We start from the raw sequence: 14,188 nt of genomic DNA, 5'->3' as shown, positions 1-14,188 counted from the left end.
TTTTACTCCTTTTAAGATAAATTATTATTTGATAACTGAGTAATAAGGGTGTTGAAATCATCCGGCAGTGGACTTTCCATCTCCAACTGCTCTTCAAGAAAAGGATGATAAAACGATAAGTAATGGCAATGCAGAGCTTGACGCTCTATGCCATGTTCAAGACTACCACCATATAGGTCATCACCAAGCAAAGGGAAACCTATATGAGAGAAATGGACACGAATCTGGTGTGTCCTTCCTGTATGCAGTCGAATATCAACTAGATGAATATTGCCATAAGACTGCACTATTCGATAAGAAGTATGGGCATACTTACCACCTTTTGCCACTCGTCTAGTGATGATTGAATCTTCATCACGGGCAATCGGGGCAATAATTTCACCTTGAGGTTCCAGAACCCCATCTCCTTTAACGAGTGCAAAATAGCGCTTTTCAATGGCTTTCTTTTGCAACTGCTTGTCTAGTCTAGCATGAGAATAACCATGTTTAGCAAAAAGCATGAGACCCGAAGTATCGCGATCTAGTCTGGTTACAATGTGAACCTGCTGATTTTCATAGTTCTGTTTCACATAGTAGCCCTTGATAAAATTAGCGATGGTATTGGAATGATTGACACTAGGAATCGAGGCCACACCAAAGGGTTTGTTTAGGATTAAGAAATGATCATCTTCAAACAGAATATCCAGTGGATAATCAATTGCTTCCAGTGTCTCAAAACCTTCCTCAGGAGGAATGTCGATGACAACCACATCCCCTATATCTAAGAGATAGGTTGCATTTTGTGGATGACCGTTTACGCGAATATCTCCACCTCGAAACTTGATTTTGGCAAGCAATCCTTTAGAGACTTCATGCTTTTTCAAAAATGTCTTTACCTTGACGTGTTCGTCAGCAATAAATTCAAACCTCATTCATCCACCTCACCAATAAAGGCATCTTTGACACGATTCCAAAAACTAGTATGGCTTGGTGTTGCTACAAAATGAATCTTATGATGGTCTATCTGGTATTCTATTCTTTCAATATTACGGTAAGAATAAATGCTATTGTCAACAGAAATCGTATGATAGTCATTACGAGTTGGTATCAATTCTATCTTATCCTTCTTAGGCACAATAATAGAAGAACCTAAGGTCCGGTAGACACGATTGTTAAGACTCGCAATTTCTGTCAATTGTAGGGCCTCAATAGTAGGGTGCAAAACAGCTCCACCAAGAGATTTATTATAGGCTGTACTCCCAGTTGGCGTCGATACCGTCAGGCCATCTCCTCTAAAACGTTCAAATGGCACTTGGTTAATGATAATATCGGCAACCATGGTCCTATCAGCTCTCCGAATGCTAGCCTCATTCAAAGCACGGAAAATTTTCACTTCTCCATTTTCCAAAAATATCTTTACATTTAACAGTGGGTAAGACACACGAGCACCAGTATCCAACTGTAGATTAGTAAGCAGTTGATCTAGTTCAAAATCACGGTAATCAGTATAGAAGCCTAAATGACCTGTGTGAACACCAACGAAGCGAACCTTATCCAGCTGGTCTTCATACTTGTGAAAAGCAGACAAAAGCATCCCATCCCCACCTATGGAAATCACGATATCGGGATGTTTATCATTTAATATAAAGTTATTCTTTTTTAGTCGATCTCTTAATTCATATAAGACTCTTTGACTTTGAGGTTTGCGATTAGCGATTAGATCAATTCGTTTACCTGTATTCTTCATCGGTATCGTCACTATTACCTACCCCGTCATTTAACTTTCTATGCAATGGATCAAAGAGTGCCTGTGCTTCCTGGATATCATCACGAATTTTACTCATTTCTTCATCCAATTGGTGGGATATCCTTGCTGTGATTTCCAGGCGTTTCTTAATTTCTTCTGGAAAATCCCCTTGATATTTATAATTGAGAGAATGCTCGATGGTAGCCCAGAAATTCATAGCCAAGGTACGAATCTGAATCTCCACCAGAATCGTTCTTGCCCCATTGATTGTATCAACTGTATACTCAATAATCAAATGGTAAGAACGATAGCCTGAAGCCTTTCGATGAGTAATGTAGTCGCGTTCTTGGACAACTCTCATGTCTTGCCTCTTACGAAGGATGGCAACAACCTCGCTCACGTCATCTACAAATTGAACCATGACGCGTAAACCTGCAATATCTTGCAAGTCCTGTTCCAACGTATCGTATCCGATCCCACGACGAGCCATTTTTTCTTTTATACTTTCGATCGGTTTGACTCGACCAGTTACAAACTCAATTGGAGAATGTTTATTTTGTTTGCGGTATTGTTTTCGAATACCTCGGAGTTTTATCTTCAGCTCTCCGACAGCCTGAATGTAAGGATCTAAAAATTCTTCCCATTCTGTAATCATATATCTTTTTCATCCAATTCTCTATACACTTCGATTTATCTAGTTTTTGATTTTCTAGGAAAAATCTTATACAATAAATACAATGCTTATTATACCATACAATCGCTTTCAAAGATAAGGAAAAAGTAAAAAAAATGAAACATTTAGAAATTGAAATGAAAACACTTCTAGAAAAGGATGAATATCAAAGATTACAGGAGCACTTTTCAGGAGTCACACCTATTACACAAAAAAATTACTACTTAGACACGCCTGATTTTTACCTTCGGAAACATAAAATCGCTATGCGCATTCGTACTTTTGAAAATAGCGCTGAATTGACCATAAAAATCCCACAAAAAGTTGGAAATATGGAGTACAATCAAGATCTCAGCCTTGAGGGAGCAAACCATTGTCTTAAAGAATGTATACTTCCACAAGGAATGATTCTTGACGAATTGACTAGCCGTGGACTTTCAACCAGTGGCTGGGTAGTTTTAGGTTGCCTAACTACTGTTCGTTACGAAAAGCAAACTCCTATCGGACTCATGGCACTTGATCAGAGCCAATATTTTGATATTGTTGACTATGAGCTTGAATTAGAAGTGGAAGATGGCAACCAAGGAAGTCTTGATTTCCAAGAATTTTTACAAGACAATGAAATCCATTACAAAAAAGCTCCTTCAAAATTGGTTCGTTTTATAGAAAATATGAAAAAATACTGAAATAATCTTCTTTTTTTGATAAAATAAAAGGGATGAAAAATAATGGAATCTGTTGTAGAGAGCATTTATCACTAAAAGTGTTTCACTACAGCGATTCACTTAGTTTAAAGAGGACGGTTTATCGATGTCAGATACAAAAAACATGAAACTTTTCGCACTATCTTCCAACCAGGAAATTGCTCAAAGAATCGCAGATGCTGCAGGTGTTCCACTTGGAAAAGTATCTTCACGCCAATTTTCAGATGGTGAAATCCAAGTTAACATCGAAGAAAGTGTTCGTGGATATGATGTTTATATCATCCAATCAACTAGTTATCCAGTAAATAACCACTTGATGGAACTCTTGATTATGGTTGATGCTTGTGTTCGCGCTAGTGCTAATACTATTAACGTTGTACTTCCATACTTCGGCTACGCTCGCCAAGATCGTATCGCTTCTTCACGCGAACCACTTACTGCAAAACTGGTTGCAAATATGTTGGTGAAAGCTGGAGTTAGTCGTGTATTGACTCTTGACCTCCATGCCGTTCAGGTTCAAGGATTCTTTGACATTCCTGTAGATAACCTCTACACAATCCCGCTTTTTGCCAAACACTACTGCGATAAAGGTTTGACTGGTTCAGATGTGGTTGTTGTCAGTCCTAAAAACTCTGGTGTAAAACGTGCGCGTAGTCTTGCAGAATACCTAGATGCTCCGATTGCTATCATTGATTATGCGCAAGATGATTCTGAACGCAGTCAAGGTTATATTATCGGAGATGTCGAAGGTAAAAAGGCAATCTTGATCGATGACATTCTGAATACTGGCCGTACCTTCTCTGAAGCTGCTAAAATCTTAGAGCGTGACGGCGCAACTGAAATCTATGCTGTATCCAGTCATGGATTATTCGTTAACGGTGCTGCAGAGTTATTAGATGCAACAAATATTAAGGAAATCTTGGTTACAGATTCTGTTGTGACAGAAAGTAGAAAACCTAAAAACGTGCAATACATCACTGCTAGCGAACTGATTGGTGATGCTATGGTTCGTATTCATGAAAGAAAACCAGTTAGTCCACTATTTAAATAGAAATTAGGTGAGTTTTTGATTTATTTGGATAATGCTGCAACGACTCCGATGTCTTCAATAGCTATCTCAGCAATGACTCAAGTCATGCAAGAAACTTATGGCAACCCTTCTAGTATTCATGGCCATGGGCGCCAAGCAGGTAAACTATTACGAGAAGCTCGTCAAGAACTAGCTAGTTTACTAGGAACAAAGCCACAACATATATTCTTTACCACTGGTGGCACTGAAAGCAATAATACTGCTATCATTGGTTACTGCCTTCGCCATCAAAATCATGGAAAGCACATTATCACTACTGCGATTGAGCACCATGCTGTTCTAGAACCCATCAAATACTTGGTTGAAAATTTCGGTTTTGAAGTGACTATTTTACAGCCTGAACATCAAGAAATCACTGCAGACCAAGTTAAAAATGCACTTCGTGAAGATACCGTTCTTGTTTCTACTATGTTTGCCAATAATGAAACTGGTACACTATTACCTATTGCTGAAATTGGTGCGGTTCTAAAAAATCATCCAGCCGTCTATCATGTCGATGCAGTTCAGGCAGTCGGTAAATTAGAAATTCTTCCTGAAAAATTGGGAATTGATTTTCTCAGTGCTTCTGCACACAAATTTTATGGTCCAAAAGGCGTTGGTTTTCTCTATGCTGCATCTACAGATTTTGATTCCTACCTTCATGGTGGTGATCAAGAGCAGAAAAAAAGAGCAGGAACAGAAAATCTTCCTGCCATTGTAGGAATGGTAGCAGCCCTAAAGGATGATCTTGAAAACCAAGCACAAAACTTTGAAAAGGTTCAACAACTGAAAGACACCTTCTTAAAGGAAATGGCTGAGACAGACTATTACCTCAATCAAGGAAAAGACCAGCTACCTTATGTCCTTAATATTGGATTTCCAGGTCAACGAAATGATCTACTACTTCTTCGTCTTGATCTTGAAGGGATTTCTATTTCAACTGGTTCTGCTTGTACTGCAGGAGTCGTTCAGGTTAGTCATGTTCTTCAGGCTTTCTACGGAGAAGACTCTCCTCGCTTACACGAATCAGTTCGCGTCAGCATTTCACCTCAAAATACAGAGCAAGAAATGATCACCCTCGCACAAACTCTAAAAGAAATCATTGGAGGATAACTCAATGGCATTCGAAAAAACTATTAGTCTCAAAAATTGCCGTTACGATTACACAATCAGTCCAACTGTCAAAAAGTTTACTCTAAAAGATAACACTTTTTTTGAAACAAAGGTTGGTAACTATGAACTAACACGCCTTCTTGAGAAGGTTCCAAATAGTGGGGAAGGTTTCCAACTTAAGATTATCATCAACAAAGACTTAACTGGTGCAAAAATCAACATCACTGATAAATTTGGTCTACGTTTGGTTGATATCTTTAAGTCAGAAGAAACTCATATCCACCAAGAGAAATTCTACTTCTTGATGGACAGTCTTGTGGAGCGTGGTGTCTTCACTAAAATCGAAAGATAGAAGGTCCCTATGTTTCGATTAACCTATAAGGATACCTATCAAGTCGATCGCATTTTAGAATACGAAGATTACGAAGCACTCATGTTGTCACTTTCAGGATGTGTGACTCTTCCAGATACGACCGTCATTACTTCTCTTACCTATAAGGGAAAAGAAATCTATCAAGGTCTTCTGGGAGATCTCTATCGTTTTCTATATCACTATGATTTTACAAAGATAAACTAAGATTTTCTTAGTTTTTTCTTATTTTTGTTGATTTTTTCACAATCTTTCTATAAAATAGTATTTAGAAAGGTTGTGATTTTGTGAAAGAAAAACAGTCTGCTATTCCAAAAGCAACAGCAAAGAGACTGTCTCTTTATTATCGTATCTTTAAAAGATTTCATGCAGAAAAGATTGAAAGAGCCAACTCAAAACAAATTGCCGAGGCCATTGGTATTGATTCTGCTACGGTTAGACGAGATTTTTCCTACTTTGGTGAACTTGGTCGCCGTGGATTTGGCTACGATGTCAAAAAACTAATGACGTTTTTTGCTGATCTTCTAAATGATAATTCTATTACAAATGTTATGTTGGTGGGTATTGGTAATATGGGGCACGCTCTCCTTCACTACCGTTTCCATGAACGAAACAAAATGAAAATTATTATGGCTTTTGATTTGGATGACCATCCTGAAGTTGGGACGAAAACTCCCGATGGAATTCCAATTTATGGAATCTCCCAAATCAAGGATAAAATAAAAAATGCAGATGTAAAAACTGCAATCTTAACTGTTCCGAGTGTCAAATCACAAGAAGTAGCTAATCTCCTTGTCGAAGCAGGTATTAAAGGAATTTTAAGCTTTTCACCCGTTCATCTCCAACTACCAAAAGATGTGGTGGCTCAATATGTGGATTTAACTAGTGAATTGCAAACTCTCCTCTATTTCATGAGAAAAGAGGATTAGAAAGCGTAAGCATTTATGAAAAAACCAGTTATTGGGATTACAGGAAACGAAAAAGCTCATCCTGATGATGAGCTGATGATGAGCTATGCTGCAAAGGGCTTTGTTGAAGGAGTCAAGGAAGCTGGGGGAATTCCCATTATCCTACCAATTGGTGATCAAGAAATGGCCAGTTACTACATTGGCTTGATTGATAAACTCATTTTAACTGGTGGACAAAATGTCGATCCAAAGTTCTACGGTGAACCTAAAACGATCGATAGCGATGACTACCACCTTCAAAGAGATATTTTTGAGCTAGCTCTTATAAAAGAAGCCATTAAACAGAAGAAACCCATTTTTTCTGTTTGTCGAGGCACCCAGCTCTTTAATGTGGCTATGGGAGGAACTCTTTATCAAGATATTGAAGACCATTGGCAGGATACTTCAGCCGAGTATACAACTCAACGTTTAGTCACCGAGCCTGATACTATTCTTCGAGATATCTATGGAGAAATCTCTCATATCAACTCTTTCCACCATCAGAGCATTAAAGACCTTGCTCCAAATCTAAAAGTTGTAGCACACGATCCTAAAGATGGAATTATCGAGGCAGTAACAACGACTGATGGTTTCCCTTACCTCGGTGTTCAATGGCATCCTGAATTTCTTTTTGAAAATCGCCCTAAAGATAAAACACTTTTCGACTATGTCGTCAATGAACTGTAAAACCTGTATCATATACAGGTTTTTTAAATCAGATCCGTCTTCTCACGGTAACTAAAATAATCGGAATGTGAAACAATGAGATGGTCCAATAAGACCAAACCCATTAATTCGCAGGCTTCTTTAACAAGTTTCGTAACATGGTCATCATTTCTACTTGGCATAACAGCACCAGATGGATGATTATGAACCAGAATCACGGATGTTGCCATATGCTTTAAGGCATAGTGGAGAATTTCCCTTGGTTCCGCAATACTTCTAGTAGCAGATCCAATAAAAATGGTTTGTTGGTGAATAATTTGATTTTGTGTATTCAGATAGAGCGCCACTAGGTGCTCTTGTTTTTTATCTCCCAATTCTTGTTGCATCTTTTTAGCCAGTCTTTGACTACTAAGAATGCTCTCTGCCTCAATAGTTTCATGTTTGTGAATACGACTTCCAAGCTCAATCATAGCTTGCAATTCAATAGCTTTTACTCTCCCGATTCCTGATAAACTCTGCAGTTCTTGCAAGGTCATTTTTTTTAACTCAGTTAAACTGTTCAATTGAGACAATACTTTCTGTGCAATTTCAAAAACAGTAGATTGACGAGTCCCTGTTCGTAACAAAATGGCTAGTAACTCCTGATTACTCAAACTCTCTACTCCTTCTGTTACCAAGCGTTCCCTTGGTAAGAGCGAATCTTCTTGAAAAGAAATACTATACATAAAAATCCTCCTCACTTAATTATTCGTGAGAAGGATTTATAATTCGATAAAAACTAGTTATTTTTAGATTTTTTCAAGAGCTAGTCGCAAATCTTCAACCAAATCATCAACATTTTCAAGACCGATTGAGAGACGGATTTGATTTTTAGTTACTCCTGCTGCTTCTAGATCAGAGTCTGACAACTGAGCATGTGTTGTAGTTGCGGGATGAACCACCAATGATTTAGCATCTGCTACATTGGCTAAGTTCGAAAAGATTTCCAAGTTGTCAATCACTTTACGTGCTTCTGCTTCTCCACCTTTAACGTGGAAGGTAAAGATTGAACCAACACCTTTTGGTAAGTATTTTTCAGCCAAGGCATGGTAAGGACTATCTGGAAGTTTTGGATAGTTGACTTTTTCTACCTTTGGATGATTCACAAGGAAATCAACAATTTTCTCAGCGTTTTGAACATGGCGTTCTACACGGAGAGAAAGTGTTTCAAGACCTTGCAAAAGCAAGAATGAGTTAAATGGTGAAAGGGCAGCTCCCATATCGCGAAGCAATTGAACACGAGCAGCGACGATAAAGGCAGCAGCACCAACATCACGAGTATAACTGATATTGTGGTAGCTTGGATCTTCTTCGACTAATTGAGGGAATTTCCCTGAAGCAGCCCAGTCAAACTTACCACTATCAACGATGACACCACCAATAGTTGTACCGTGACCACCGATAAACTTAGTTGCTGAGTGAACCGCAATATCAACACCATGAGAAAAAACATTGATAAGATAAGGTGTTGCAAAGGTATTGTCTGCAACCAAAGGAATCTGATGTTTATGAGCAATTTCAGCTATTTTTTCAATATCAGGAATGTTGATGACTGGATTTCCCAAGGTTTCAATCAAGACAAGTTTGGTATTATCTTTAATCGCTGCTTCTACCTCTTCTAGATTATCGATATCAACAAAAGTTGTGGTGATTCCATAGCGAGGAAGGGTTTCTTTCAAGAGGTTAAAGGTACCACCGTAGATAGTTGAAGCTGCAACAACATGATCACCTGCATGAGCAAGTCCAAGAATAGTATAAGTAAGAGCCGCCATTCCAGAAGCTGTGGCAAGTGCCCCTACTCCGCCTTCAAGAGCAGCAATACGTTCTTCAAAGGCTGAAGTTGTTGGGTTAGTGATACGAGTATAGATATTACCAGCTTTTTGAAGGGCAAAAAGGTCTGCACCCTCTTGTGTATCTTCAAATACAAAGGAAGTTGTTTGGTAAATTGGTACAGCACGAGATTTGGTAGTAGCATCTACCACTTGTCCTGCATGCAATTGCAGAGTTTCAAATTTAAATTCACGAGTCATATTTAGACCTCCAAAGATTTCATTAGGTTCATTGTATCACCTATTAGAATAGGTTACAAATACAACTTTGTTATATCTTGGCATAAGAAATAGCTATGGCTACTTCTATTTACTTTGTCTAAAATTAGAATTGTAGAACTTTTTTCAGATAGTTTAAAAAGTTTGTATTCACTTCCTCTTTACTTTATAATGGACAGGAAGGAGAAAACTATGTCAGAAATTACTCATGAAATTGATGCAAACTTTGCAGGGCGTTTAAATATCTTGCGTGCTGGTGTACTAGGAGCTAATGACGGGATCATTTCCATCGCTGGAGTTGTTATCGGGGTTGCCAGTGCGACAAGCAATATCTGGATTATTTTCCTCTCAGGATTAGCCGCAATTCTTGCTGGTGCCTTTTCTATGGCTGGTGGCGAGTATGTATCTGTATCCACTCAGAAAGACACTGAGGAGGCCGCTGTAGCCCGCGAACAACTTCTTTTAGATAAGGATTTGGATGCTGCTAAAAAATCCCTCTATGCAGCTTATCTTCAAAATGGTGAGTGTGAAACATCTGCTCAACTACTAACCAACAAAGCCTTTTTGAAAGATCCACTCAAGGCTTTGGTTGAGGAAAAATACGGAATCGAGTATGAAGAGTTTACAAATCCTTGGCATGCTGCAGCATCTAGCTTCATCGCTTTTGTTCTTGGTAGTTTACCACCAATGCTTTCCGTTACAATCTTTCCAAGTGACTACCGAATCCCTGCTACTGTTGTTATCGTCGCGATTTCTCTATTAGTTACCGGCTACACCAGTGCCAAACTCGGGAAAGCCCCAACAAAAACAGCCATGATCCGTAACCTTTGTATCGGTTTGTTGACTATGGGAGTTACCTATCTATTCGGACAGTTGTTTAGTATTTAAGAGAAAAAAATGATGCTGGGTAAAAACTAGCTTTAAAATAAAACCACACAGTGATTTCAGTCTTGAATTCCATCAAGAAGAAAGAAATACTGTGTGGTTTTTGAATAATAGATATTTTAGAGGCTGGATTCTTGACTAATTTTGTGAAATTCATAGTCATGAAAGTGAATCCTAACTCTGTTTAAATGGCTTGTTTGCCTCAAATATGAACTCTTCGCAGGAAAAAAACAATCTTTACTCTACATTATCACAGTTAATTAGAACGAATTTACTTACAGATAACACTTGAAGAGCATAAGTCAACAGTGCATCTTCATAAACATAGTTGGATGAAATCTAGGGCAACCAGTATGAGAATTTTCCTATAGAAACATTTGACTTGGGATACTGTCAACAAATAAACTAATCATTTAATATTCATGAGTTGTTAGAATATAACAGAACAGAATTACTTCCAAACTCAACCGATTTATGTTATAACCTGTAAACATTATCAGGATTTTCTATGTGTTCTTTGTTACTGTAATTATAAAGCATGACATGAGAAAGTGATTCTTTCATAAAATACTGGTACTGAACCTCTGAAATATCAAATGAAGCAACAACTGCTCAATTATTGATAAACATAAATTGATGGTGCTATGAACCTAACTTTGTATACACACGATGCAAATAAGTAAACTGAATGTCATTGTCTTCTTCAGGACTATTTGTAAGTTTTATCAACTAAAAAGCGCGATCATCAAGATAAGATACTAGGATTAAAAATTGACTTTTTTCGATCAAAACAGGCAAATAAATCGCAATCACTTACTTTTTTCTTTAAAAGATTCATATAATTTTTTATATAACTCTTTTATATCTTTTTTCTGAGAATTCAACTCTTCTTTACCGTAGTCAAAATTTGCTACTACGAATCCCTCGTCATCAGTAGAAAAAGTAAAAAATTCTATTTCAATGAGTTTATTATGCTTAGAGTCCTCAATAGTATCTCCTAAATTATTATTAAATTGCTTTACCTCTTCTTCACGAACTCCGAACCCAAAAGCAGCACCATTTGCAATAATGTTTGAAAATACTTCTTCTGAAGACGCTACTTCTTTCACAGTTATGAAGTATGTAGCTTCTTCCGTTTCTACTTGTTTCACTTTATTCCATTTTTCTGTATCACTAGAAGAAACCGTAAAAACGGTTAACTCCAGTGTTGGTTTATTGGTATTTTCTTTTATGATCATTTGTTTTCCAAAAAAGAAGAAGGCAAGTAACCCAGCTACAAAGATCAAAGCAATATAAATTATCTTTTTCATACATTATCCCCTATATCTTTCATATCAATGATCACATCAACTTTGTTATAGACAGCTGGATCATGCGTCGCTATTATAACATATTTGTCTTCATCTCTTTCATTTAATAATAAACGAATAATTTCTTTTCCAATCTCACCATCTAAAGCTCCTGTGGGTTCATCTGCTAAGATAATTTTACGTGGTTTCATTAACATTCTGGCAATAGCTACACGTTGAGCCTGCCCTCCAGACAATTCATATATTTTTTGATGTAAATAGTCGCTTGACAGTCCTACTTTTTCAAGTACATCAGTTATTATTTTTTTGTCTTTAGTGATAAGTTTCAGATTATCATATACTGTTTTGTTTTCGATTAAAGAATAATTCTGAAATACATATCCAACAGTATTTTTAAAGAAGGTTCTTTCTTTTATCTTCCAAATATCCTGTTTATCAACTAAAACGTTCCCACTATCAATTTTTTCTAATCTTCCTATAATATTAAGAAGAGTACTCTTACCAGAGCCAGAACCTCCAATCAATGCATAGCTTTTTCCAGATTCAAATTTTAAATTTAAGTCTGTAAAAATCTTTTTTGATCCAAAACTTTTTGAAACGTTCAAAAGGTCAATTGTCATGTTTCATCTCCTTTTAAAATTTTAGTGTAGCTTTCAGATAATTTTCTAAAACTCATTATGATTGACAACATCAAAACTAGTATAGAAGCAAGACCAATATACAGCAACTCTATTTGACCTGTCATAAGAAATGTAAATAGGATAACCATTGTAATAATAATCATAAAATACTTGAGACTTGAAATTGCTATATATGTTTTTGACAGACCCAAAATGATTTTTTTCACATATTCATTCTGTTTTAGGGCAATATAAAGTTGGACATATTGATAAATGAGTATAAAGACAATACTGTAAATTATCTTCTGCAAGATTTGTGAAAGTAGAATTTGGTGCTCTAAGGACAGGATCTTTAATTTCACAATTTGATAAACATCTACTGGATTCATTGAAACATTCAACTGGGTAGCCATCTCATTTATTTTCTTTACCGCCTCAGGACTAAAAAGAGACTTATTAGTTATATTACTAGCCAAAGTAAACTTGTTGTTTTCGATCATTTTGTCTGTATCTAACACAACAACAATGTTATCTTTACTATCTGCTAGACTTGCCATTGGTAAAATATCTTTATTTTTATGATCGATATCAGCATCCTCATTGAAATAAAAAATTTTATTACCATCAGGAATTATTTGTACTGCAAGCTCTTCTTTTGTATAGTTTGTTCCAATAAATTGTTCTGCTACAACTGTATTCTCAATGGATTTCTGGTTTTCTTTCCATTTTTCAGGAATATAGATGGTTGCTATCTTATTATCTAAAAGATGATAGTTTGTTCCATTCACTTTATTTTGTAGGTTAGCACCTGCTTGATTGATATAAATCAACTCTTTATTTATTTCTGGATTCGTTATTCCGTCATTTTCTAATTGTTTAGAAAAGTCTTCTAAAGCATGAGATGTTTTCATAAAATCTGGAACATAGGCCGAGGATCGTTCTATATATAAATAATCTAAGTTTTTTAAGGAAGCAGCTATCTGTAGATACTGACCATCCGAATCACTTACTTCTCCATTTTTAGCAGAGTTATTTTCAATTCCAAGGAACTCAATCCTTCTCCAGTCTTTTACTGTGTCCCATGGTACTAAATTCTGTATCTGGATGTTGATACTGGATTGACTACTCTTTGTTTCTTGTAAAAAAATTCCTGATACAACGATAATAATCGAAATAATGGCAAGCCATACGACAAAAATAAGCTTGTTTTTCGCCTTGTTTTTGATAATTTCAATGGGCTTTTCAATCTGAATCGTCAACCAAAATAAAACAAAGGTAATGAGATCAATGATTTGAAATAATATAAAATTCGTTAAAAGCAGAGAGAAAAATAACTTAGAACTATAGGTTAAGAAACCATTTCCCAAAAAAGAACTGTAAAAAACCATCAATAAAGCCATCATAATCAGTTCAAAAATAAGAGAAATGCCATACTCTCTTCTTAGATCGTATACAGGCAATCCCAAAGAACGTCGTATCACTCCCTCTTTAATCTGCCTCGTTCTAACTACAAATAACACAACTAATAAAGTTAAGTAAATTGAACTCATTAACAGTATTCTTAAAGTTCCAGTGAATTGTAACATTCCTCCTATATACCAAGGATAAGACATATATACTGTTTGCAGCCCTGTCATCGTAAGTGGTTTCAAAGTGTCTACATCCATTTTCCCAAGGGTGTAATACATCCCTATTATCGGTACTGACTTTAACTGTTCACTGTTTTCATCATCGAAATTTACATACTTAAACTGACCCGAACTCTGAACGATTGGCTTGTAAATGATAACTTTTTCCGTTTTTGATAAGTCACGAAGCATTTCGTATATTTCGTTATTAGAAAGATTGCTTTTCCCTTGAATAGAAAAAGCACCATCAATTGGTAAAGGTATGGGGGTTTCAGTATCACTGATAGTGACCAAACCAATTGCAGCAATCAAACAAAAGAAGAATCCAATGATACATAATTTTAATTTCATAAGCACTTACCATATTACAAAAGACCCCATCTTATAATC

The 14,188-nt window shown here is 36.5% G+C and carries 16 protein-coding genes; 8 read left to right on the top strand and 8 right to left on the bottom strand.

Features of this window, described 5'->3' with window-relative positions; translation table 11 throughout:
• Positions 1-11 precede the first annotated feature (11 nt).
• The 3 genes from E7C97_RS03330 to E7C97_RS03320 are packed head-to-tail and all read right to left on the bottom strand — an operon-like array spanning position 12 to position 2,381.
• On the bottom strand, positions 12-911 hold the full coding sequence (locus tag E7C97_RS03330; protein WP_316108134.1) for an RluA family pseudouridine synthase: 900 nt from the start codon (positions 909-911) through the stop codon (positions 12-14).
• The gene (locus tag E7C97_RS03325) at positions 908-1,726 is read right to left on the bottom strand and encodes an NAD kinase (RefSeq protein ID WP_025171265.1); all 819 of its coding nucleotides are present in this window, start codon (positions 1,724-1,726) and stop codon (positions 908-910) included. Before E7C97_RS03325 ends, E7C97_RS03330 begins: the two co-directional genes overlap by 4 nt.
• The gene (locus E7C97_RS03320) at positions 1,710-2,381 is read right to left on the bottom strand and encodes a GTP pyrophosphokinase family protein (RefSeq protein ID WP_000627444.1); all 672 of its coding nucleotides are present in this window, start codon (positions 2,379-2,381) and stop codon (positions 1,710-1,712) included. The genes E7C97_RS03325 and E7C97_RS03320 overlap by 17 nt, the downstream gene beginning before the upstream one ends.
• Before the next feature lie 134 nt (positions 2,382-2,515).
• On the opposite strand from E7C97_RS03320, the gene E7C97_RS03315 reads away from it, so the two are divergent.
• From E7C97_RS03315 to E7C97_RS03285, 7 genes are all read left to right on the top strand, one after another.
• Positions 2,516-3,085: a CYTH domain-containing protein gene (locus tag E7C97_RS03315; RefSeq protein ID WP_316108133.1), complete on the top strand. Its 570-nt coding sequence runs from the start codon at positions 2,516-2,518 to the stop codon at positions 3,083-3,085.
• Between the two features lie 124 nt (positions 3,086-3,209).
• Positions 3,210-4,154: a ribose-phosphate diphosphokinase gene (locus E7C97_RS03310; protein ID WP_049503350.1), complete on the top strand. Its 945-nt coding sequence runs from the start codon at positions 3,210-3,212 to the stop codon at positions 4,152-4,154.
• A gap of 15 nt (positions 4,155-4,169) precedes the next feature.
• Entirely contained in the window at positions 4,170-5,285 is a 1,116-nt protein-coding gene (locus tag E7C97_RS03305; protein ID WP_316108132.1) for a cysteine desulfurase family protein, read from the top strand.
• Between the two features lie 4 nt (positions 5,286-5,289).
• Positions 5,290-5,637, top strand: a complete 348-nt coding sequence (locus E7C97_RS03300) for a DUF1831 domain-containing protein (RefSeq protein ID WP_316108131.1) — start codon at positions 5,290-5,292, stop codon at positions 5,635-5,637.
• Between the two features lie 9 nt (positions 5,638-5,646).
• A complete protein-coding gene (locus E7C97_RS03295; protein ID WP_153225327.1) occupies positions 5,647-5,862 on the top strand; it encodes a DUF4649 family protein in 216 nt (71 codons plus the stop codon).
• An 80-nt stretch (positions 5,863-5,942) separates the two neighbouring features.
• On the top strand, positions 5,943-6,584 hold the full coding sequence (locus E7C97_RS03290; RefSeq protein ID WP_000660647.1) for a redox-sensing transcriptional repressor Rex: 642 nt from the start codon (positions 5,943-5,945) through the stop codon (positions 6,582-6,584).
• Between the two features lie 15 nt (positions 6,585-6,599).
• Positions 6,600-7,289, top strand: a complete 690-nt coding sequence (locus E7C97_RS03285) for a gamma-glutamyl-gamma-aminobutyrate hydrolase family protein (protein ID WP_316108130.1) — start codon at positions 6,600-6,602, stop codon at positions 7,287-7,289.
• 23 nt (positions 7,290-7,312) lie between these two features.
• Here E7C97_RS03285 and radC read toward each other — a convergent pair whose 3' ends face one another.
• Both radC and E7C97_RS03275 read right to left on the bottom strand, forming a co-directional pair.
• Positions 7,313-7,993, bottom strand: a complete 681-nt coding sequence (gene radC / locus E7C97_RS03280) for a DNA repair protein RadC (RefSeq protein ID WP_000286951.1) — start codon at positions 7,991-7,993, stop codon at positions 7,313-7,315.
• A 63-nt stretch (positions 7,994-8,056) separates the two neighbouring features.
• Positions 8,057-9,337, bottom strand: coding sequence for an O-acetylhomoserine aminocarboxypropyltransferase/cysteine synthase family protein (locus E7C97_RS03275; RefSeq protein ID WP_316108129.1), 1,281 nt, complete (start codon positions 9,335-9,337; stop codon positions 8,057-8,059).
• 210 nt (positions 9,338-9,547) lie between these two features.
• On the opposite strand from E7C97_RS03275, the gene E7C97_RS03270 reads away from it, so the two are divergent.
• Complete coding sequence (locus E7C97_RS03270) at positions 9,548-10,243, top strand: VIT family protein (RefSeq protein ID WP_316108128.1); 696 nt, start codon at positions 9,548-9,550, stop codon at positions 10,241-10,243.
• Between the two features lie 806 nt (positions 10,244-11,049).
• Here E7C97_RS03270 and E7C97_RS03260 read toward each other — a convergent pair.
• The 3 genes from E7C97_RS03260 to E7C97_RS03250 are packed head-to-tail and all read right to left on the bottom strand — an operon-like array spanning position 11,050 to position 14,149.
• Positions 11,050-11,550: a hypothetical protein gene (locus E7C97_RS03260; protein ID WP_316108127.1), complete on the bottom strand. Its 501-nt coding sequence runs from the start codon at positions 11,548-11,550 to the stop codon at positions 11,050-11,052.
• Positions 11,547-12,170 carry an ATP-binding cassette domain-containing protein gene (locus tag E7C97_RS03255; RefSeq protein WP_070678908.1) on the bottom strand — a complete coding sequence of 208 codons (624 nt, stop codon included), beginning with the start codon at positions 12,168-12,170 and terminating at the stop codon, positions 11,547-11,549. Before E7C97_RS03255 ends, E7C97_RS03260 begins: the two co-directional genes overlap by 4 nt.
• Positions 12,167-14,149 (bottom strand): hypothetical protein, encoded by a 1,983-nt coding sequence (locus E7C97_RS03250; RefSeq protein WP_045762958.1) that lies wholly within the window; start codon positions 14,147-14,149, stop codon positions 12,167-12,169. The genes E7C97_RS03255 and E7C97_RS03250 overlap by 4 nt, the downstream gene beginning before the upstream one ends.
• Positions 14,150-14,188 lie beyond the last annotated feature (39 nt).

The organism is Streptococcus sp. (assembly GCF_032481935.1).
GTDB lineage: Bacteria > Bacillota > Bacilli > Lactobacillales > Streptococcaceae > Streptococcus.
The sequence above is the reverse complement of the archived record's forward strand: the minus strand, read 5'-3'. Positions and strand labels throughout refer to the sequence as shown.

What these genes read in the sequence shown, in the direction of transcription:
- E7C97_RS03250 (WP_045762958.1), bottom strand. Translation starts at nt 14,149, where the DNA reads ATGAAATTAAAATTATGTATCATTGGATTCTTCTTTTGTTTGATTGCT.
- E7C97_RS03275 (WP_316108129.1), bottom strand. Translation starts at nt 9,337, where the DNA reads ATGACTCGTGAATTTAAATTTGAAACTCTGCAATTGCATGCAGGACAA.
- E7C97_RS03310 (WP_049503350.1), top strand. Translation starts at nt 3,210, where the DNA reads ATGTCAGATACAAAAAACATGAAACTTTTCGCACTATCTTCCAACCAG.
- radC (WP_000286951.1), bottom strand. Translation starts at nt 7,993, where the DNA reads ATGTATAGTATTTCTTTTCAAGAAGATTCGCTCTTACCAAGGGAACGC.
- E7C97_RS03325 (WP_025171265.1), bottom strand. Translation starts at nt 1,726, where the DNA reads ATGAAGAATACAGGTAAACGAATTGATCTAATCGCTAATCGCAAACCT.
- E7C97_RS03330 (WP_316108134.1), bottom strand. Translation starts at nt 911, where the DNA reads ATGAGGTTTGAATTTATTGCTGACGAACACGTCAAGGTAAAGACATTT.
- E7C97_RS03300 (WP_316108131.1), top strand. Translation starts at nt 5,290, where the DNA reads ATGGCATTCGAAAAAACTATTAGTCTCAAAAATTGCCGTTACGATTAC.
- E7C97_RS03270 (WP_316108128.1), top strand. Translation starts at nt 9,548, where the DNA reads ATGTCAGAAATTACTCATGAAATTGATGCAAACTTTGCAGGGCGTTTA.
- E7C97_RS03315 (WP_316108133.1), top strand. Translation starts at nt 2,516, where the DNA reads ATGAAACATTTAGAAATTGAAATGAAAACACTTCTAGAAAAGGATGAA.
- E7C97_RS03255 (WP_070678908.1), bottom strand. Translation starts at nt 12,170, where the DNA reads ATGACAATTGACCTTTTGAACGTTTCAAAAAGTTTTGGATCAAAAAAG.
- E7C97_RS03285 (WP_316108130.1), top strand. Translation starts at nt 6,600, where the DNA reads ATGAAAAAACCAGTTATTGGGATTACAGGAAACGAAAAAGCTCATCCT.
- E7C97_RS03295 (WP_153225327.1), top strand. Translation starts at nt 5,647, where the DNA reads ATGTTTCGATTAACCTATAAGGATACCTATCAAGTCGATCGCATTTTA.
- E7C97_RS03320 (WP_000627444.1), bottom strand. Translation starts at nt 2,381, where the DNA reads ATGATTACAGAATGGGAAGAATTTTTAGATCCTTACATTCAGGCTGTC.
- E7C97_RS03260 (WP_316108127.1), bottom strand. Translation starts at nt 11,550, where the DNA reads ATGAAAAAGATAATTTATATTGCTTTGATCTTTGTAGCTGGGTTACTT.